This window comes from Bradyrhizobium sp. USDA 4354 (genome assembly GCF_054060315.1).
In genome coordinates this window covers 5,291,298-5,309,585 of sequence record NZ_JBSSDC010000001.1, presented here as the reverse complement: position 1 = coordinate 5,309,585, position 18,288 = coordinate 5,291,298, and the positions used below count along the sequence as shown (strand labels likewise).

Sequence of the window (18,288 nt, the reverse complement as noted above, 5' to 3'; positions counted from 1 at the left end):
GATCAGCTGCCGCTCTCGATCTTCTTCTTGAGCGCCTCGAGCCCGGTCTTGTACAGCCCGCTCACCGCCTTCACCGCGGCCTCGTCGCTCAGCTCCGGCGGCGGATCGTTGTTGGGATAGCCGCGATAGAACGCGCCGGCCCATTCCAGCTTCGCCTTGCCGTCCGGCGCAGGCGAAACCGTCAAGGTCGAGGAATAATTGGTCACCGGCAGCACCTTCACGTCGACCTTGGTGATGCGATACGAATAGCTCTGCATGTCGGGCTCGTATTTGTAGAGCTCCTCCTCGACCGTCGCGCCGCCTGTCAGGGTCAGCGTCCGCGTTGCGCCGATCTCGTTGCCCTTTTGGCCTTCGGTCTTGGTGACGGGCGGGAGCCAGCTCATGTCCTGGAAGCTGGAGATCGCGGCCCAGACCTTGGCCGGCGGCGCGCTGATCTCGATCGATTCCCGGACCTTCTGCCGGGTCGGCCCATGGGCCCGGACCGGCTCGAAAGCCGCCGCCAGAGCCATTCCCACAACCGCCAGCGCCGCCACCCCGGCGATCGCCGTTCCCGTCGTCATCCTCATGTCGTTTCCTCGTTCCTCAATCTGCGCGACTTTGGGCGCGCTGAGGTCATCGTAGCGCATTTTTGGACCATGGGGAGACCTGTTCGTGGCACGGCTGTGGCGGGGCCGTTGCAGGTCATTCACACCATCCCTTGCGTTGCCCGACGGGCAAGACACGCGAGATCGCGGTCAACATAGCGCAGCCAAAATAATTCGCTTTACTAGAATTCGGAATTATCGCATGTTTCGGCCACCCCAACCCGGGCCGAGGGGCGCGTCGCGATCGTCACGAACGCGGGATGGGACGTGGTGGACGCAGGCAGCGTCGCGCGCAGGTGGTTTGCAGGGCGGGTCACTCCGTGAGGAGGCGACGCGCGCACACGACGGGCGCAGCCTGCGTACGGCAAAATCGTGTGGTCCTGGCGCCCGGGGTCTGTGCGCCAAGGCTTGCGGTGATGCGTCGTGCCCGACCGGGTGCGCGCATCAGCCATCCGCAAGGCGACGGGGGCAATAGTGCATCGCTCCCCGGGGAGAGCACGACATAAGCCGTAAAACCACTGCGCAGGGAAGGCCGGATGTTTGGTTTCACCTGTATGCCGCTGTGCAGCTTTTCTAAAGCACACGCTTCGCACAGTGGACCGCGGGTGCCAGCCGGCACCCGGCCTTCCCTGCGCCCTCGGCACTTTTGAGGGCGGCAACTGCCGCAAAGCTCGGGCACGACGTGCCGCGAGAAGGTGAAGCTGTGCGTATGAAGCGGGTAGCAATGCGAGATAAATTCGGGCTCTCGTGCCCCGGACGCAGCGCAGCGCTCTCAAGGCGATGCGAAGCATCGTCCGGGAGCGGTGCGCGGCTGAGCCGGGGCCCATGCAGCAGCAAAATGTGCGGCTTCTGTTGGGTCCCGGCTCTGCGCCGCAACGCTCACGCGTTGCAGCTTGTCCGGGACACGACAGGTGAGCGCGATGTTGCCCTCCACTCCGTCATTGCGAGCGTAGCGAAGCAATCCAGACTGTCGCCGTGGAAAAGATTCTGGATTGCTTCGCTACGCTCGCAATGACGAGGAAGTGCCATTACCTACTCCCCCAGCGTCGCCTCCACGAAGCCGCGCGGATCATCACAAAACTCGCGCATCACCCGGTAATGATCGGTCTGCTCCACCGTAACAGGCTCAAGGCCGTATTTCCCGAGCCGCAGCAGCTGCGCATTCGGATAGGCCATCAGCAACGGCGCGTGGGTCGCCATGATCACTTGGCAATTACCGGAGAGATCCATGCGATGCAGGAGCTTGAGGAAGTCCATCTGCCGTGCCGGCGACAGCGCGGATTCGGGCTCATCGAAGATGTAAATGCCTTGCTTCTGGCAGCGCTCCTCGAAGAAAACCAGAAAGCCCTCGCCGTGGGAAAAGGAGAGATAGTCCGGCGCTTCCTGAACGCTCGCACCAAACACGCCTTCCATGGCGTGCGCAGCATCCACGGCCGAGCGGTCCAGATAGCGCGCGATGGAAAAGAATGTCTCGGCACGAAAGAACCAGCCGTCGGTCACCTTTGGCACCCAGGCAGCCCGCAATGCAGAGGACAGTTCATCGCCGCTGATCTCGATGCCGCCGCCGTCGATCTCCTGAAAACCTTTGCGGCCGCCAGTGCTGGCAAAACCGGCCAGCCCCGCGATACCCTCGAGAATCGTCGACTTGCCGGTCCCGTTCTCGCCGACAATGATCGTGACCGCGGCGTCGAAGCTCTGGTCGAACTCATCCCTGAACGCGGGAAGACAGAACGGATAAGCCTCCCAGTCCTCGACGCACGAGCGATCGAGCCAGACGCGCCTGAGATAAGGCGCACGCAACGTGGTCTTACGGCGTCGTGTCCGGCCCATGGTCTAGCCTGCCCCGCTCTGTCTCCAAATCCGCCATAGAACATATCCGGAACGTACACCGGATGGAAGTGTCATTCAAACGACGTCGCAGCCCCGGTGGAGCCCTAATCCACCACCTCCAGCATCAGCTCCATGGTCATCAGCACGGGATTGTCGCCGCGGATCAAGCGTCCTTCGGCAACGCCACCGGTATAGTCGATCAGGGCAACATCGAGTGCAGCTTCCAGCGCGCCGGAAGTGCCGGGCGCGATCGTCCCTGCCGTTACCGCGAGCTCGGTCGCGAACGGCTCGATGACGCCGCCATGGGTGAAGCGCGCGCCGATCGTCGAGCCGACGCCGCCGTGAATTTTTGCGCGGGCAATTCCATGCGCGCGACAAAACGCTTCGAGGCATTCGGAAAAATCCTGGTTCGGCCGCAGCCGCAACGCGAAGGCGCGGCTCGTCGTGCGCGCGCCGGTGCGCGCGGCCGCCACCGGCCCGAACAGCTTGAAATTGGTCTCGCCATCGGGCTCGGCGGTGAACATCGCACCATCGACGCCGAACGCCTCGACCTCGAACGGTTCGGCGACGATGGTCTCATCCGGCAGCATGTGGCCGCCGCTCGTCTTGCCGTCGGCCTCGGTCCAGAGCCCGTGGCAATGAAAGAATGGCGCGTCGTCGCGCATGCCGAGCGTCATGCTGCCGAGCCTCAAGCGCGTCACGCCGCTGGGCCGGTAAGTGTCGCTGTAGAACGCCGCGTTCTCGCCGGTCTTCGACAGTGCCGGCATGACATAGGCGAACGGCCCGAGCGCGCCGCGGCGAAAATTCAGCACGCCGCCGGCAAAACCTTCCGCGGCAAAGCCGCGCCGCGCAGCTTCCAGCAGCGGCAGACCGGCTTGAAGCGTGAAGGCGAAAGCGCGTCCCCTCGCCTCCACCCATTGAATGCGTTCTGGGACTGGCGCGCCCGGCTGCTTGATGCTCCGCATCTCGTACGCTCAGCCCGCCTGCTTCTTATCGAGATCGAGCAACCCGCGCGCTTCCAGCTCATCACGCACCATGCGCTTCGGCACCTTGCCGTAGCCGGACTTCGGCAGCGCCTCCCAGAAGAAGAAGCGCTTCGGCATCTTGTAGCGCGGCACTTTTGGCGACAGGAACGCCGCCATCTCGGCTTCGCTCACCGGCTTCGCGCCTTCGCGGGCGACGCAGACGGCGACGCCGACCTCACCCCAGGTCGCATCGGGCACGCCGAGCACCGCGACCTCGCCGATCGCGGGATGGGTCAGGATCTTCTCCTCGATCTCGCGCGGATAGATGTTGGAGCCACCGGAGATGTACATGTCCGAGGCGCGCCCGGTGATGTAGACGAAGCCCTCCTCATCCATGTGGCCGAGATCGCCGGTGCGGAACCAGCCGTTGCGGAACGCCTTCGCATTGGCCTCGGGATTATCGTAATAGCCGGCGAACACGGCTGGCCCGATCACGCAGATCTCGCCGCTCTGGTTGGCTTTGAGCTCGCGGCCCTCGTCGTCCTGGATCGAGACCTGCATGCCGGTGCGCTCGAAGCCGCAGGTGCCGATCTTCGCATGCGGGCCGTCCTCGGGATCGTGCAGCGCCGCCGGCAGCACGGTGATGTTGCCGGTGACCTCGCCAAGGCCAAAATACTGCACGATCACGTTGCCGAGCTTCTTCAGCGCGGCCTTCTGGTCCTCGCGATACATCGGCGCGCCGGCATAGATGACCTGGCGCAGCGAGGAGTGATCGTATTTATCGGCAGCGGGGTGCTCGACCATCATCTTCAGGATCGTCGGCACCGTGAAGAGGTTGCTGACGCGATGCGCCTCGATCAGACGAAACGCCTCGTTGATGTCGAATTTCTCGGTCGGCAGCAGCACGGTGCGCGCGCCGCGCGCGGTCTGCATCAGCTGATGCACGCCGGCGCCATGCGACAATGGTGCCACCACCAGCGAGGCATCCTGCTCGGTCGTGCCGGGGGTCAGATCGGCGAGATGATTGGTGACGACGAATCCCATCTGGCCGTGGGTCAGCACCGCCGCCTTGGAGCGGCCGGTGGTGCCGGAGGTGAAGAAGAACCAGCAGGGATCGTCGTGCTCGACGGCGACATTCTCCACGGCAGCGCCGGCATGCGAGGCGATGGCGTCAGCCACCGAGCGCTCGCCGAACGCGGCCTTGCCTTCGATGCTCCAGATGAATTCCAGTGCGCCGCCCTTTACCGCCGCGGCGTGCTCGGGAAAATCCACATGGCACAGGAACGCCTTGGCGCCGGAGGCTTGCGCGAGATAGCTGACCTCGTCCGGCATCAGGCGGAAATTGGTGGGGACCCAGACCGCGCCCAGCCGGAACGCGGCGAACATCGAAACGAACATCTCATCGCCATTCTTGGAATGGACGAGAATGCGGTCGCCCTTCGCAATGCCGCGCGCGGCGAGCGCCGCGGCCAGCGCCGAGACCTGCGCATCGACCTCGCGCCACGTCCAGGACTTGTCACCCCAGACGAAGCCGGGGCGCGCTCCATGCCGCCGCGCATTCTGGGTCAGCATATAAGCGAGATTCATGACGCGGCGGGACATGCGCAGGGGCTGCATCGGGCTTCCTCTTCGACGACGGGCGGCACGCGAGCCGCCCGCTCATTGCAGCCCATTTATCGCCAACGCCGGCACCCCTGCAAGGCCAGCTGCCGCGGACCTGCCCTACGGCTGCTTGAACGCAAACGGCGCCGCCGTGATGGCCTTCGTCTTCCAGCAGGCTTGCGGACCAAAGCCGCCGCAGAAGCTGCCGTGCAGATCGAAGCGGACGGTGCGCGCGGCGCCGCGCTTCACCGGCGGGGCCATGATCTTGTAGCGGAGGACATAGCCGTCAAACACCTCGCGCACGCTGCCATCCGGCAGCGTCACCAGGATCTTCAGGACGCAGCCGCCGGTTCCGCAATAGGTCGTCTCGCGATCGCCGCATTTGGTGTCCTGGAAATCGACGATGTAGTCCTCGCGACCATCGCCGGTCAGATCGATCTTGCGCACGGTGTTTGGCGCGAAGGTCACCTCGCCACCCTCCTGGCTATCGCATTCCTCATTGGCGTAGCGCACCGCCTTCTGCACGCCGGGTGGATAGTTGGCCGAATTGAATGGTTTTGCGTCGTCGGCACGCGCGCCGGTCACGAGCAAGGTGAGCAAGAGGATCAGATATCGCATTGGCGTTGGTCGCAACCACAATCGCAATCGTTCAGGGAATTTTAAACATGATCGGCGCAACCTCGCTCAGTTCTCGCGTACAGAGTGCCGCATCATGGTCAAAGCGCCCGCCCTCCTCCTGTTGTCGCTGGCGCTCGCCGGATGTGCCATGGCGCCACAGACGCATCTGGCTTCCGATCCCGCCTTCAAGCCTGCGCGCTATTGCCTGGGATGGCGCCGGCGAGGATCCCAATCGGCCGCACGCTGCCTCACAACCAACACGGACCGCTGCCCGCTCCGAGCGCAGCAGATCGCAAGCCGGGCTTCAGCCCTCTTCCAAGGAATGGTGGCAGGCGCAGGACGACACCGAGGCCGAACAGGACGCCAGGGTCAACCGCTCCCTGGTCATCTGCCAGGGCTGCCTCCGCCCGCAGCCTCAGGCCGAAGATTCCAGGCTCGCCAAAGCGACCGATTAAACCGGGCGGCCTCAGATCAGAAACCCACCGACCGGACCGTGCGTTAGAACCTCCTGTGCAAGGCTGGCAGCTGCAGGGGCGACAATATGAGCGACGTCATCAACAACAGAGCCCATCATCGCTACGAACTTGCGGTGGAAGGTCATCTTGCGACCGAGCATTACAAGCTCGAGGGCAACGTGATCACCTTCGAGCATACGGACGTGCCGAAGGAGCTTGGCGGCAAGGGCATCGGCTCGAAGCTGGTGCAAGGCGCGCTCGACCAAGTCCGCGCCGACGGATTGAAGCTGATCCCGCAATGCCCCTTCGTGAAGGCGTGGATCGACAAGCACCCGGACTATGCGGATCTCGTGACACGATGAATGGACGGGCCCGCCCGTGGCCAGCGGGCCTGTCGATATCTACCGGCCTATTGTCCGTGCTTGAGCAGGTCCTGATCATTCATATCCCAGTCCTGCCACAGCTGGAGTATGCCGAGCAGCACCACCACCGCACCGAGGCCCGTGTGATAGATGCGGAGAAAGCCCTCACCGGAATAGCCGATCGCGTATGGCGAGGCGATGAGCCACAGCCCGACCAGGATCGTCGTCACCTCTTGCCAGCGCTGCAAGGCGACATATTCGAGCTGGCTGAGGCCAAACACGATCAGACCGATCGCGACCGTGTTCAGGATGGCCGTCTGGTGTCCGGAGATCCCCTGATCCTGGAATGGAAACCACGGCGAAGCCACGATCACCGCGCCAAGCAGCATCCCGCACCAGTCTTCCCACGTTCGATGAGTATTCAAGAAACCAGAGTCCGACATCGTACCCTCCTCCTACAAGAGAGGCATACGTCTGCGGCTGGCGATCATGACACTCCGAATGTCTAGCGACCCTGCCGGCCGCATTCGGGCGTATGTCCTCTCTAGGACGTGGGAACCCAAGCTCGGCTTGCAAGAGCGGTATCGAGGATTCTTTGCGGTCGCCGCACCATGCTCGCAAAGCGCGATGTCCATACTGCACTGCGGTGACAGCGGCACGCATTTGCATATATCTCCTCTGCGCCAATCTCCCTTGATCTCACCTTGGCAAGAGCCGAGTCAGCCTCCTAGATCGGGAGGCAATCTGCATTTCGGAAGGATCCCGCATGGCGGTTTCGGTACGCGACAACAAGGATAGGAGCCGCTTCGAGCTCGATGTCGGCAGCGACATCGCTTTCGCTAATTACCGGCTGACGCCGTCCGCCGTGATCATCACCCACACGGAGACACCGCGCGCCCTGCGCGGCCGCGGCATCGGCTCCGAGCTGGTCAAGGGCGCCCTGGACCTGATCCGGCGCGACGGCAGGAAGGTGATCGCTGGCTGCGGCTTCGTCGCCGACTATCTCGACAGGCACCCGGAGGAAGCGGATTTGGTCGCCTGATAGGAAAAGGGCCCGCGAGACCGCGGGCCCCTGCGGCACGACCCAGGGCGGATCAGTGCTTGATCTCCGGCGGCAGCTTGCCGCCGTTGGCGGCGAGCTTGGACATCACCTGCTTGTGCAGCCAGACATTCATGCTGGCCGAGTCGTTCATGTCGCCGCTGTAGCCCAGCTCCTTGGCGAGATCCTTGCGCGCAGCAAGGCTGGAATCGATGTCGAGCGCCTTCATGAGGTCGACGATCGAGGTACGCCATTCCAGCTTCTCGCCCTTATGTGCGGCTGCCGCCTTGTCGACGATCGCCGCCACGTCGACCGCGGCCATGGGCGTAGCGGCCGGCGCCGAAGCGCCTGGCGACCCTGCGGGCGCGCCGGGCGAAGTCGCGCCACCGGCGGGCGCGGCGGAGGCCGGCTGGCTGCCGAAGATCGCGCTCATGATTTTCCCGAAAATGCTCATGTCTGCTCCCCGAAAAGGAATCCGTTGGAAGGGCCTTGAGTGTCACTTATAGACGAAGTTACTGCGTCGCGCCCGCGAAGTTCGCGAACGACCAGCAGCATCAGCTTATCTGAGGCGAAATGACGACAGAATGACGTCGTTGTGGTTGCGCCGCGGCATCGAATTTCACCAACGGGTAAGGGACAGGACTCGGACTCGGGAGTATGCTTGCCATTCAGCTCGCGATGCCATCCGGAATTCGCCTCTGGTCGGGATAGCGAGATTTCAGAGAATGGCGGCCGCTTGCGCCGTTTGCTGGCGCCGGACTCGGCCGCCTGGCAAGGGAGCTAGCGACCATGGCCACACTCTACCAGGGCAATGTCCCCACGATGGCCCAGCCCTCGGATGCGGCTGGACCGGTGATCCGAACCATCCAATTGTCCGATCTGCACGACGCGCTCAGGCGCGGCTGGGAAGACTTCAAGGCCGTTCCGAGCCACGCCATCATCCTTTGCGTGATCTACCCGGTGCTCGGCCTCGTGCTCGCCCGCGTGGTAATGGGCTATTCGGTGCTGCCGCTGTTGTTTCCGCTGGCTGCCGGCTTCGCGCTGATCGGGCCCTTCGCAGCGCTCGGGCTCTATGAGCTCTCCAGCCGGCGCGAGCGCTATGAACCGGCCAGCGCCTGGGATGCCATGGAGGTGCTGCGCTCGCCTTCGTTCGGTGCGATGCTCGGCCTCGGCACGTTGCTGCTCGCCTTGTTCGTCACTTGGGTTGCGACCGCGCAGGCGATCTATATCGCGGCGTTCGGTTACGAGGGCGTCACCGGATTCTCGGACTTCATGATGCGCGTGCTCACGACGCAGCAAGGCTGGTGGTTGATCGTGGTCGGCTGCGGCACCGGCTTCCTGTTCGCACTCGCCGCGCTTTGCATCAGCGTCGTGTCGTTCCCCTTGATGCTCGACCGTCATGCCGGCGCGTTCGAGTCGATGGTGACTTCGCTGCGCGTTGTCGCAAGAAATCCAGTGCCGATGGCGGCCTGGGGCCTGACCGTGGCGATACTGCTCGCGCTCGGCACGATACCGGCCTTCCTCGGCCTCGCCGTGGTGATCCCCCTGCTTGGGCACGCCACGTGGCACCTCTACCGCAAGGTGATCATGTCGGAGCCCGGGGCACGTCCGGTGCCGCCTCCGCCGCATCGTCCGCGCAAGCCGGCCGCCGACTTCCCGGCCAACCTCTTCCCTTGGCGAAACCGGACGGACGTCTGACGATATCGTGACATGCGATCCTGCCCTGGCCCGGGCAGGATCGCGACCTGTTGCGCGCCTTGCTTTGGCCGCGGTTCCGACCGAGATTGCCCCCGCCGGTCAGATCGCTTCACGGAATTCATTTACCCGAATGACCCCGACGATTTCTCGTCTCGCTCTCGCAGCCTTCGCCCTCTCCGTGTCAATCCTGTCCGCCCAGCCAGCGCTTGCCGCGGCTGCCTGCGGCTCGGGCAATTTCGACGCCTGGCTTGCGGATTTCAGAACCGACGCCGCGGCGAAAGGCATCTCGCAGCAGGCCATCGCTGCCGGGCTTGCCGGCGTGACGCTCGATCAGAGCGTGCTCAACCGCGACCGCTCGCAAAAGGTCTTCAGCCAGACCTTCGAGGAGTTTTCCGGCCGCATGGTGCCGCCACGCATGCAGCGCGGCTCCAACATGATGAAGCAATACGGCTCCGTGCTGTCGCGCATCGAGCAGGCCTATGGCGTGCCCGGCGAGGTCTTGGTCGCGATCTGGGGTCTGGAGACCGATTTCGGCGTCAACACCGGCAAGTTCGCAACGATCCGCTCGCTGGCAACGCTTGCTTACGACTGCCGCCGCTCCGAGCAGTTTCGCGCCGAGCTGTTGGATGCGCTGCGCATCGTCCAGCGCGGCGATCTTGCGCCTGCCGACATGAAAGGCGCCTGGGCCGGCGAACTCGGCCAGACTCAGTTCATGCCGTCGTCCTGGATGAAATACGCCGTCGATTTCGACGGCAATGGCAAGCGCGATCTCCTGCATAACGCGCCCGACGTGCTCGCCTCCACGGCCAACTATCTCGCCGGCTATGGCTGGCAGCGAGGCAAGGATTGGCAGCCAGGCGGTCCGAATTTTACGGTGCTCCAGCAGTGGAACAGGAGCGAGGTCTATTCCAAGACCGTCGCCTATTTTGCCGCTCAGCTGGCTCGCGCCCCCTAGGCCCGCTGGGCGGATCACCCGGCAACCAGCCTCTCCGGAGGCGGTGACGTAACTGTCTATGTAGCTCGCTGCGATTGGGCTGACTGACCGTCAAAGGTCACGCCAGACATGAGCGGCCACTTTTGCTTAAGACTGAATATTTATTCATTTATAGGATTCCTCTCCCCATGCGAATCACGCAGGCAAGACTTGAGTTTAGATGCTGATAGATCCCATGTCGGATGCACCCATCGGCAATATATCTCGATGGTGATCGACACCGCTCGATTTGAGTTAACACCGTGATTCCACGGATCTTTATCCGCTGGATCCGCCGGATTTGCCCACACATCGAGACCGACTGCCAAAGGGTTAAGCGTGTCTTACCTATGCTATGCACTCAGCGCCTAGCTGCATCGCAACATAGGAACTTTCGCAGTGCACCACTCTCACCTATATTCACTTCAACGATGAGGCCCGGGCAAGGGCTGAATCGAACTACAGGAGACTACCAATGCTGCTCTCGCTCATCCGCATGATCCAGGCCTTCCGGGACTATCAGCGCAATGTTGCCGAGCTGTCCCAGCTCAGCGATCGCGAACTGGCCGACATCGGCCTCGATCGCTCGGACATCCCGCGCGTTGCCGCCGGCCAGTACCAGGGCTGATACCGTTCAGCCCTCCACCGGACGAACCGATAGCGCCCGCCTTGTGCGGGCGTTGTCGTATCTGATGGCAGAAAACTCGATCTCGGCGATTCCACTCTCCGCCGAAAAGCGCTACCTGTCCGCCCATGACAGGACCCCAATCCAACATCGTGCACGTGATCGGCGCCGGCCTCGCCGGTTCCGAAGCCGCCTGGCAGGTCGCAAAAGCCGGCGTGCCCGTGGTGCTGCATGAGATGCGGCCGAACCGCATGACTGAGGCGCACCGCACCGACGGGCTCGCCGAGCTCGTCTGCTCGAATTCGTTCCGCTCGGACGACGCCGCCAACAATGCCGTCGGCCTCTTGCACGCGGAGATGCGCCGGCTCGACTCGCTGATCATGCGCGCGGCCGATGCCAACCAGGTGCCCGCCGGCGGCGCACTCGCAGTCGACCGCGACGGCTTCTCTGCGGCCGTCACCAAGGCGCTGAATGACCATCCCCTGATCGAGATCGCACGTGGCGAGGTCGACGGCCTTCCGCCCGCGGACTGGAGCAACGTGATCGTTGCAACCGGCCCCCTCACCTCTGCGCCGCTTGCTGACGCCATCCGCGAATTGACCGACGAGAACGCGCTCTCCTTCTTCGACGCGATCGCGCCGATCGTGCATCGCGAGTCCATCGACATGTCGGTGGCCTGGTTCCAATCGCGCTACGACAAGGTCGGTCCCGGCGGCAACGGCGCCGACTACATCAACTGCCCCATGACCAAGGAGCAGTATGACGGCTTCGTCGCCGCGCTGATGTCAGGCGAGAAGACCGAATTCAAGGAATGGGAGACCAATACGCCCTATTTCGACGGCTGCCTGCCGATCGAAGTGATGGCGGAGCGCGGTCCCGAGACACTGCGCCACGGCCCGATGAAGCCGGTCGGTCTCACCAATCCGCACGATCCCGCCACGAAGGCCTATGCGATCGTGCAGCTGCGCCAGGACAACAAGCTCGGCACCCTCTACAACATTGTCGGCTTCCAGACGAAGCTGAAATACGGCGAGCAGCAGCGCATCTTCCGCACCATCCCCGGGCTGGAGAAGGCCGAGTTCGCCCGCCTCGGCGGCCTGCATCGCAACACCTTCCTCAACTCGCCAAAGCTGCTCGATGGGCAGTTGCGCCTGCGCGCACAGCCGCGGCTGCGCTTCGCCGGCCAGATGACCGGCTGCGAGGGCTATGTGGAGTCCGCCAGCGTCGGCTTGATCGCCGGTCTCTATGCGGCCGCGGACGCGCGCGGCGAGACGCTTGTCAGCCCGCCGGGCACGACCGCGCTCGGATCGCTGCTCGGCCACATCACCGGCGGCCATATCGAGATCATCGAGCCGGGCACGCGCTCGTTCCAGCCGATGAACATCAATTTCGGCCTGTTCCCGCCGCTCGCGACGGTGCCGACCAAGAAGCCCGACGGCACGCGGTTACGCGGCAACGAGAAAACAGTAGCCAAGAAGCAGGCGCTGAGCGCACGAGCGCTCGCTGATCTCGATCGCTGGATCGCCGATCACCTGCGCATTGCCGCCGCCGCGTGAGTTTTCGATGAGCCTCCCCAAAGACGACGCCGCAGAGCTGTCGGCGCGCTGGACCGAAGGCGTGCTGCTCAAGCGCGACGTGTTCTCGACTGTCGAGCGCGGCCGCTTCCGCGGCGAGAGCGGCGAGATCGACGCGGTGCTGCGCCGGCTCGACGAGGTGCCATGGTGGTCGTTCCTCCTGGCGCGCCATCTGTTCGCCCGCGAGAAGCACGCGCTGGTGCGCGCCAAAGGCCTCAACGTCGGTCCCGAGCTGCTGTGGGCCGGACGCCGCGCTCTGGTGCGCGGCTTCGTCGACGGCGTCGCGCTGCATCTGGCCAAGCCGCATGACGATCTCTCCTATTTCCGCTCTGCCAAAGCCGTGCTGCGCCGGCTGCGCCGTGCCGGCATCTGCCACAACGATCTCGCCAAGGAGCAGAACTGGCTGGTCGGCCGCGACGGCCGGGCCTACGTGACCGATTTCCAGCTCGCCGCACGCTTTAACCGCCGCGGCCGGCTCTATCGCATCCTTGCCTATGAGGACCTGCGGCATCTGCTCAAGCACAAGCGCTCCTACGCACCGGAGGCGCTGACGCCACGGGAGCGAAAGATCCTGGCGAGGAAGTCGTTCGCCGCGAGCCTATGGCTTGCCACCGGCAAGAAGGTCTATCGCGCCATCACCCGCGGCCTGTTCAATTTCACCGACCGCGAGGGCGGTGGTCGCCGGCTCGTCAACGACGCTCCGGTGCTGACCGAACTGATCCGCCGGAATCCCGCCGTGCGCGACGCCGCCATCGTCGCCTTTGCCGACCGCCGCTCCGGCGTCGGGCTTTATGCCTTCGTCGAAGCCGATCAGGCCGCGCTCGAAGGCCAGCTCCGCAGCGAGCTTGTCGCCGCCAAGGGGCCGAAGCCGCCCGAGCACATCCAGGTCGTGCACGCCCTGCCACGAAACACCAGCGGCAAGCCGCGGACCGAGGTCCTGCAACTGGTCGCCATGAACCAGCTCGACCTGATCGAGCCGATGATGAAGAACGAACAGGACCGCGCCTTCCTCAAGGACATCCTGGAGCAGCGCAAGAACCTGCGCGACCGCTTCAACTTCGAGGCGAAGCTGCCAACGAGCTAACGCGGGATCTGCGCCTTGAAGCTTCCACATTGGCGGTCGAGAAGCGCTTGGACAACGCAGGGTTGGCAGAGATCATGGGCGCTCGGGTGACGATGATGCATCGTGTGGTTGGCGGGATAATCGCTGGCCTTGTGCTGCTGGCGGGCGATCCCGCGCTGGCCGACTCGCCGGCAGAGCTGATCTCGAGCTTCCGCCTCAAGCATGGTGAGGCCCGCGTCGTCCGCGACGCCACCCTCGACCGCATCGCCATGGATCAGGCCCGCGCGATGGCGGTGAAGGATGACCTCAGCCACGATGCACTCGGTCCGTTCAACCGCCGTGTCGCACCCGCTGGCGCGGGCCGCGCCGCCGAGAACATCGCTTACGGCTACGACAGTTTCGAGAAGACGTTGGGCCAATGGATCGACTCGTCCGGGCACCGCAAGAACCTCTTGCTGCGCAACGCCTCCCGTGTCGGCATTGCGAGCGCCAAGAACGCCAGCGGCAAACGCACCTATTGGGCCATGGTGATCGCTGGCGACTACGAGCCGAAGGGCAAGGGTAAGGGTAAGGGTAAGAAAAAGGACGGTGAGCCGCTGGTTGCTGTGAAGCGCGAGGCGGCGCCTGCCAGCAAGCCGAAGCCGAGCAACTGTCACATCAAGCTGCTCAGCCTCTGCATCTGAGGCGAACTCCGCGCTCGCGCACCGTCTTGATTGCCGACATTCCAGCAGGCCCGCCCTGCAATCGCCGCGGAGACGTGCGGAGCCTGTCGGCGCAACTTGCAATAGGGCTGGCCGAACGCGTTCCGAAGTGAAATAATCCAGTCGAAACTGCCGCATATTTTGACCCAATGCTGCAACGCATTCGGCGATATGGATTAGGTTTCCGATGCCCGCGCTCTCCCAGGACGTGGTGGCAGATTTGAAGCAGGAGAACGCCCGGCTATTGGCCGAGTTGCGCGCCGCGCACGATCGGGAGAACGCGACTGCCGACGTCCTGAAAGTGATCGCGACGTCTTCCTCTGACGTGCAGCCGGTGTTCGACGCAATCGCCACCAGCGCCAACCGGTTGATTGGGGGCTTTTCCACCACAGTATTCCGTTTCGTCGACGGAATTGCGCACCTTGCCGCGTTCACCCGCACCAATGCTGTCGCAGATGCACATCTAACGCAGATGTTTCCGCGGCCCATTGCGGACTTTCCAAGCTTCCAACTCGCCTCGTTCGAGAAAGGTTGTCCCCGTCCCCGACACCGAGGCCGCCTCCGAACTGCAGATCCGAGACGTCGCCAGATTGCGCGGTTTCCGCGCGATGCTATTCGCACCGATCATGAAGGGCGGAACAGCAATCGGCATGATCAGCGTCACGCGTCCCCAGCCGGGCAACTTTGCCGAGCACGACAAGCAGCTGCTGCGGACCTTTGCGGAGCAAGCCGTCATCGCCATAGACAATGCGAAGCTGTTCGGCGATGTACAGCAGCGTACAAACGACTTGACTGAATCGCTTCAGCAGCAGACCGCGGTCGGAGACGTTCTCAAAACGATCAACCGCTCGACCTTCGATCTGCAGCCGGTGCTCGATACACTCGTTCAGACCGCGGCGCGCTTGTGCAACGCCGAGATGGCTTTCATCATGCGGCGCGAAGGCGATCTCTACCGCGCCGGAGCAGCGGTTGGTTACTCCGCAGAGTACATCGAGTTCATCAAGAACCACCCCATCGCCCCGGGGCGCGGCACGATCACGGGGCGGGCGGTGATGGAAAAGCGTCCGGTCCAGATCTTCGATGTCGCCTCCGACCCAGAGTATACGCTGCAGGAGGCGACGAGCCTCGGCGGCCAGCATACAGCGCTTTGTGTACCGCTGCTGCGCCAGAATGAACCGATTGGGACAATTGTGCTCGCGCGCCAACGCACGGAGCACTTCACCGAGAAGCAAATCGAGCTCGTCACCACCTTCGCCGACCAGGCAGTCATCGCGATCGAAAATGTGCGCCTGTTTGATGAACTTCGCCAACGGACCAATGACTTGAGCGAGTCATTGCAGCAGCAGACAGCGACTGCAGACGTGCTGAAGGTCATCAGCCGTTCCGCCTTCGACCTTCAGAAGGTGCTCGATACGCTGACGGAATCCGCAGCGCGCCTATGTAATGCGGATATGGCGGCCATTGCGCGCAAAGACGAGCGCGGCTTCTATCATGCCACCGGCTACAATTTTCGTGTGGATTGGGTCAAGGTCGCCGACGTCCACCGGCTTCAGCCCGGCAGAGGCAGTCTGATCGGCCGGGTTCTCCTCGAACAGCGGTCCGTTCAAATCCCCGATGTGCTGGCTGATCCCGAATATGCCTACATGGACATGCAGAAGGCCGCAGGCTATCGCACGCTGCTCGGCGTGCCGATGATGCGCGAAGACGAGCCGATCGGAGTGTTGTTCCTGGGCCGCACAATGGTTCAATCCTTTTCCGAGAAACAGGTCGAGCTGGTTTCGACGTTTGCCGATCAGGCGGTCATTGCCATCGAGAACGTGCGTCTCTTCGAGGAAGTGCAAGCCACGAGCCGTGACTTGCAGGACGCACTGACATACCAAACCGGCAGCGCCAGCATTTTGAAAGTCATCGCGTCCTCGCCGACCGAGATCGATCCGGTCTTGACTGCGATTGTCGAAAGCGCCTGTGAGCTCTGCGAAAGCTCCGATGCGGTACTTCGCCTGAGAAGGGACGACCAACTTCAACTGGTTGCACATCACGGCCCGATAGTGCCCTCCCGCGCAACGTGGCCCATCAATCGCAAGTGGACAGCCGGTCGCTCGATTCTCGACCGGTCTCCGATCCAGGTGGGGGACATCACCTCGCCGGAAGGCGATGAATTTCCTGATGGAAGAGAACTCAGGCGCGATGACGGCGTGCGGACCATCCTCAGTGTACCGCTGTTGCGCGAAGGCGAAGGAATTGGCGCCATCACCCTTCGACGCACCGAGGTCAATCCGTTCAACGCCAAGCAGATTGCGCTGCTTCAGACCTTCGCCGATCAGGCCGTGATCGCGATCGGCAATGTCCGGCTGTTCGAAGAGGTACGGGAGCGCACGCGCGAACTGACGGAATCGCTCGAGCAGCAGACCGCGACTGCGGAAGTTTTGGCGACGATCAGCTCGTCCGCCGGCGAGTTGGAGCCGGTCTTTGACAAGATGCTTGAGAAAGCGACCCGCGTCTGCGGAGCTCGATTTGGCACCATGAACCTCTATGAGGAAGGCGGCTTCCGCACGGTTGCACTCTACAACGCGCCGCAGGCCTATGTTGATACCCGCCTGTACCAGAGCATTCGCCCGCATCCCGGCAGCGGTCTCGGCACGGTGGAGAAGACTCATCAGCCCGTGCACATCGAGGACATCCGGAGCCAGCCGCCTTACATTGAAGGCAATCCCAACGTCCGCGCGCTCGCCAACCTTGCCGGAGCAAGAACCCTTGTCATCGTGCCCATGCTCAAGGAAGACGAGCTCATCGGGACCATCACGATTTTCCGTCAGGAAGTGAAGCCATTCACTTCGAAGCAAATCGCGTTGGTTGCCAATTTCGCGAATCAGGCCGTCATCGCGATCGAGAACGCTCGTCTGTTGAATGAATTGCGAAAACGCACAAAGGAGCTCTCGCAGTCTCTCGAAGAGCTGCGCGCGACACAGGATCGTCTGATCCAGACCGAAAAGCTCGCCTCACTTGGCCAGCTAACCGCAGGCATCGCCCATGAAATCAAGAACCCGCTCAATTTCGTCAACAACTTCTCATCGCTCTCGTCGGAATTGATCGGCGAGCTGAACGAGAAGCTGCGTGCGACCGAGTTGGACGAGGCGGTCAGGCAGGAGATCGACGAACTCACGCAGGTGCTCCAGGCCAACCTCGCAAGGATCGTGCAGCACGGCGCACGCGCCGATTCCATCGTGAAGAATATGCTGCAGCATTCGCGACAGGGTTCTGGCGAGCGCCGCGCCGCCGACATCAACGGGATCGTCGAGGAAGGCCTCAATCTGGCCTATCACGGCGCGCGCGCGGAAAGGCCGGATTTTCACATTACGCTTGAGCGAAAGCTTGATCCCTGTGCGGGGATTGTCGGCGTGTACCCGCAGGAAATCACACGGGTCTTGCTCAATCTGATCTCAAACGGCTTCTATGCGGCCATGAAACGCAAGGAGGTCGCCGGCGATGGGTTCGAGCCCGTTCTTAGTGCGACAACAAAGGGTCTCGACCGCGCCGTGGAAATCCGCATTCGCGACAATGGCACCGGAATCCCGGCCGAGGTGAGGGAGAATATATTCAGTCCATTCTTCACGACCAAGCCGGTCGGCGAAGGAACCGGGCTCGGCCTGTCGATATGTCACGACATTATCGTGAAACAGCACGGCGGCAGCATCGATTTCGAGACCGAGCCAGGCGCCTTTACGGAATTCATCATCACGCTGCCACGCACTGCGGCCAGCACAACGCAGTCCGGAGACAAGGGGTGAGCGTGTACATTTTGGTGGTTGACGACGAGCCGGACGTCGAGGTGCTGTTTCGCCAGCAATTCCGACGCGATCTGCGCGCCGGCCGTTTTCTGATGGAATTTGCATCTTCGGCGCCGATGGCGCTAAAGCGCGCCATGGAGTTCCGGGATGCGACGCTCATACTGATCCTTTCAGACATCAACATGCCCGGCATGAGCGGGCTCGAGATGTTGCCGATTGTGCGTGCGGCTCGGCCCGACGTCCCTGTGATCATGATTACGGCTTACGGTGATATCGAAACCAAGCGCAGAGCGCTGGACAGTGGCGCGACTGATCTGTTGACCAAACCGATTGACTTTGCGGCGCTGCGCCAGGAGATCGAGGCGAGGCTCGGTCGCACGGCATGAGCGTCAGGCGTGCGCAGCTCGGTGC

The 18,288-nt window shown here is 63.0% G+C and carries 17 protein-coding genes; 10 read left to right on the top strand and 7 right to left on the bottom strand.

Annotation, left to right across the window (positions count from 1 at the left end):
* Window positions 1-2 precede the first annotated feature (2 nt).
* From ACVIIV_RS24565 to ACVIIV_RS24545, 5 genes are all read right to left on the bottom strand, one after another.
* Window positions 3-566 (bottom strand): SRPBCC family protein, encoded by a 564-nt coding sequence (locus ACVIIV_RS24565; protein ID WP_456746440.1) that lies wholly within the window; start codon window positions 564-566, stop codon window positions 3-5.
* A 1,050-nt stretch (window positions 567-1,616) separates the two neighbouring features.
* Window positions 1,617-2,414, bottom strand: a complete 798-nt coding sequence (locus ACVIIV_RS24560) for an AAA family ATPase (protein WP_456746439.1) — start codon at window positions 2,412-2,414, stop codon at window positions 1,617-1,619.
* Window positions 2,415-2,518: 104 nt separating this feature from the next.
* Complete coding sequence (locus ACVIIV_RS24555; RefSeq protein WP_456746438.1) at window positions 2,519-3,379, bottom strand: PCC domain-containing protein; 861 nt, start codon at window positions 3,377-3,379, stop codon at window positions 2,519-2,521.
* Window positions 3,380-3,388: 9 nt separating this feature from the next.
* On the bottom strand, window positions 3,389-4,996 hold the full coding sequence (locus ACVIIV_RS24550; protein ID WP_456746437.1) for an acyl-CoA synthetase: 1,608 nt from the start codon (window positions 4,994-4,996) through the stop codon (window positions 3,389-3,391).
* 105 nt (window positions 4,997-5,101) lie between these two features.
* Window positions 5,102-5,599: a hypothetical protein gene (locus ACVIIV_RS24545; RefSeq protein WP_456746436.1), complete on the bottom strand. Its 498-nt coding sequence runs from the start codon at window positions 5,597-5,599 to the stop codon at window positions 5,102-5,104.
* Window positions 5,600-6,140: 541 nt separating this feature from the next.
* Between ACVIIV_RS24545 and ACVIIV_RS24540 the strand changes: the two genes are divergently transcribed.
* Complete coding sequence (locus tag ACVIIV_RS24540) at window positions 6,141-6,416, top strand: GNAT family N-acetyltransferase (RefSeq protein WP_456746435.1); 276 nt, start codon at window positions 6,141-6,143, stop codon at window positions 6,414-6,416.
* A 47-nt stretch (window positions 6,417-6,463) separates the two neighbouring features.
* Here the strand turns inward: ACVIIV_RS24540 and ACVIIV_RS24535 are convergent, their stop codons facing one another.
* The gene (locus ACVIIV_RS24535; RefSeq protein ID WP_456746434.1) at window positions 6,464-6,859 is read right to left on the bottom strand and encodes an SPW repeat protein; all 396 of its coding nucleotides are present in this window, start codon (window positions 6,857-6,859) and stop codon (window positions 6,464-6,466) included.
* Window positions 6,860-7,182: 323 nt separating this feature from the next.
* Here ACVIIV_RS24535 and ACVIIV_RS24530 point away from each other — a divergent pair, with 323 nt between their 5' ends.
* Window positions 7,183-7,458 carry a GNAT family N-acetyltransferase gene (locus ACVIIV_RS24530; RefSeq protein WP_456746433.1) on the top strand — a complete coding sequence of 92 codons (276 nt, stop codon included), beginning with the start codon at window positions 7,183-7,185 and terminating at the stop codon, window positions 7,456-7,458.
* Between the two features lie 52 nt (window positions 7,459-7,510).
* Here the strand turns inward: ACVIIV_RS24530 and ACVIIV_RS24525 are convergent, their stop codons facing one another.
* Window positions 7,511-7,909, bottom strand: a complete 399-nt coding sequence (locus ACVIIV_RS24525; RefSeq protein WP_456746432.1) for a DUF3597 domain-containing protein — start codon at window positions 7,907-7,909, stop codon at window positions 7,511-7,513.
* 335 nt (window positions 7,910-8,244) lie between these two features.
* Here ACVIIV_RS24525 and ACVIIV_RS24520 point away from each other — a divergent pair, with 335 nt between their 5' ends.
* From ACVIIV_RS24520 to ACVIIV_RS24485, 8 genes are all read left to right on the top strand, one after another.
* Window positions 8,245-9,153 carry a DUF2189 domain-containing protein gene (locus ACVIIV_RS24520; RefSeq protein WP_456746431.1) on the top strand — a complete coding sequence of 303 codons (909 nt, stop codon included), beginning with the start codon at window positions 8,245-8,247 and terminating at the stop codon, window positions 9,151-9,153.
* Window positions 9,154-9,283: 130 nt separating this feature from the next.
* Complete coding sequence (locus ACVIIV_RS24515) at window positions 9,284-10,108, top strand: lytic murein transglycosylase (protein ID WP_456746430.1); 825 nt, start codon at window positions 9,284-9,286, stop codon at window positions 10,106-10,108.
* Window positions 10,109-10,601: 493 nt separating this feature from the next.
* A complete protein-coding gene (locus ACVIIV_RS24510; protein WP_007590701.1) occupies window positions 10,602-10,754 on the top strand; it encodes a DUF1127 domain-containing protein in 153 nt (50 codons plus the stop codon).
* Window positions 10,755-10,879: 125 nt separating this feature from the next.
* Window positions 10,880-12,307, top strand: a complete 1,428-nt coding sequence (gene trmFO / locus ACVIIV_RS24505) for a methylenetetrahydrofolate--tRNA-(uracil(54)-C(5))-methyltransferase (FADH(2)-oxidizing) TrmFO (protein WP_456746429.1) — start codon at window positions 10,880-10,882, stop codon at window positions 12,305-12,307.
* 7 nt (window positions 12,308-12,314) lie between these two features.
* Window positions 12,315-13,409 carry an AMP-binding enzyme gene (locus ACVIIV_RS24500; RefSeq protein ID WP_456746428.1) on the top strand — a complete coding sequence of 365 codons (1,095 nt, stop codon included), beginning with the start codon at window positions 12,315-12,317 and terminating at the stop codon, window positions 13,407-13,409.
* Window positions 13,410-13,504: 95 nt separating this feature from the next.
* A complete protein-coding gene (locus ACVIIV_RS24495; RefSeq protein ID WP_456748812.1) occupies window positions 13,505-14,071 on the top strand; it encodes a CAP domain-containing protein in 567 nt (188 codons plus the stop codon).
* A 590-nt stretch (window positions 14,072-14,661) separates the two neighbouring features.
* Complete coding sequence (locus ACVIIV_RS24490) at window positions 14,662-17,877, top strand: GAF domain-containing protein (RefSeq protein WP_456748811.1); 3,216 nt, start codon at window positions 14,662-14,664, stop codon at window positions 17,875-17,877.
* A complete protein-coding gene (locus ACVIIV_RS24485) occupies window positions 17,874-18,263 on the top strand; it encodes a response regulator (RefSeq protein WP_456746427.1) in 390 nt (129 codons plus the stop codon). Before ACVIIV_RS24490 ends, ACVIIV_RS24485 begins: the two co-directional genes overlap by 4 nt.
* Window positions 18,264-18,288: the final 25 nt, after the last annotated feature.

Coding starts and splice junctions, on each gene's coding strand:
- ACVIIV_RS24565 (WP_456746440.1), bottom strand. CDS start 566: ATGAGGATGACGACGGGAACGGCGATCGCCGGGGTGGCGGCGCTGGCG.
- ACVIIV_RS24560 (WP_456746439.1), bottom strand. CDS start 2,414: ATGGGCCGGACACGACGCCGTAAGACCACGTTGCGTGCGCCTTATCTC.
- ACVIIV_RS24555 (WP_456746438.1), bottom strand. CDS start 3,379: ATGCGGAGCATCAAGCAGCCGGGCGCGCCAGTCCCAGAACGCATTCAA.
- ACVIIV_RS24550 (WP_456746437.1), bottom strand. CDS start 4,996: ATGCAGCCCCTGCGCATGTCCCGCCGCGTCATGAATCTCGCTTATATG.
- ACVIIV_RS24545 (WP_456746436.1), bottom strand. CDS start 5,599: ATGCGATATCTGATCCTCTTGCTCACCTTGCTCGTGACCGGCGCGCGT.
- ACVIIV_RS24540 (WP_456746435.1), top strand. CDS start 6,141: ATGAGCGACGTCATCAACAACAGAGCCCATCATCGCTACGAACTTGCG.
- ACVIIV_RS24535 (WP_456746434.1), bottom strand. CDS start 6,859: ATGTCGGACTCTGGTTTCTTGAATACTCATCGAACGTGGGAAGACTGG.
- ACVIIV_RS24530 (WP_456746433.1), top strand. CDS start 7,183: ATGGCGGTTTCGGTACGCGACAACAAGGATAGGAGCCGCTTCGAGCTC.
- ACVIIV_RS24525 (WP_456746432.1), bottom strand. CDS start 7,909: ATGAGCATTTTCGGGAAAATCATGAGCGCGATCTTCGGCAGCCAGCCG.
- ACVIIV_RS24520 (WP_456746431.1), top strand. CDS start 8,245: ATGGCCACACTCTACCAGGGCAATGTCCCCACGATGGCCCAGCCCTCG.
- ACVIIV_RS24515 (WP_456746430.1), top strand. CDS start 9,284: ATGACCCCGACGATTTCTCGTCTCGCTCTCGCAGCCTTCGCCCTCTCC.
- ACVIIV_RS24510 (WP_007590701.1), top strand. CDS start 10,602: ATGCTGCTCTCGCTCATCCGCATGATCCAGGCCTTCCGGGACTATCAG.
- trmFO (WP_456746429.1), top strand. CDS start 10,880: ATGACAGGACCCCAATCCAACATCGTGCACGTGATCGGCGCCGGCCTC.
- ACVIIV_RS24500 (WP_456746428.1), top strand. CDS start 12,315: ATGAGCCTCCCCAAAGACGACGCCGCAGAGCTGTCGGCGCGCTGGACC.
- ACVIIV_RS24495 (WP_456748812.1), top strand. CDS start 13,505: ATGCATCGTGTGGTTGGCGGGATAATCGCTGGCCTTGTGCTGCTGGCG.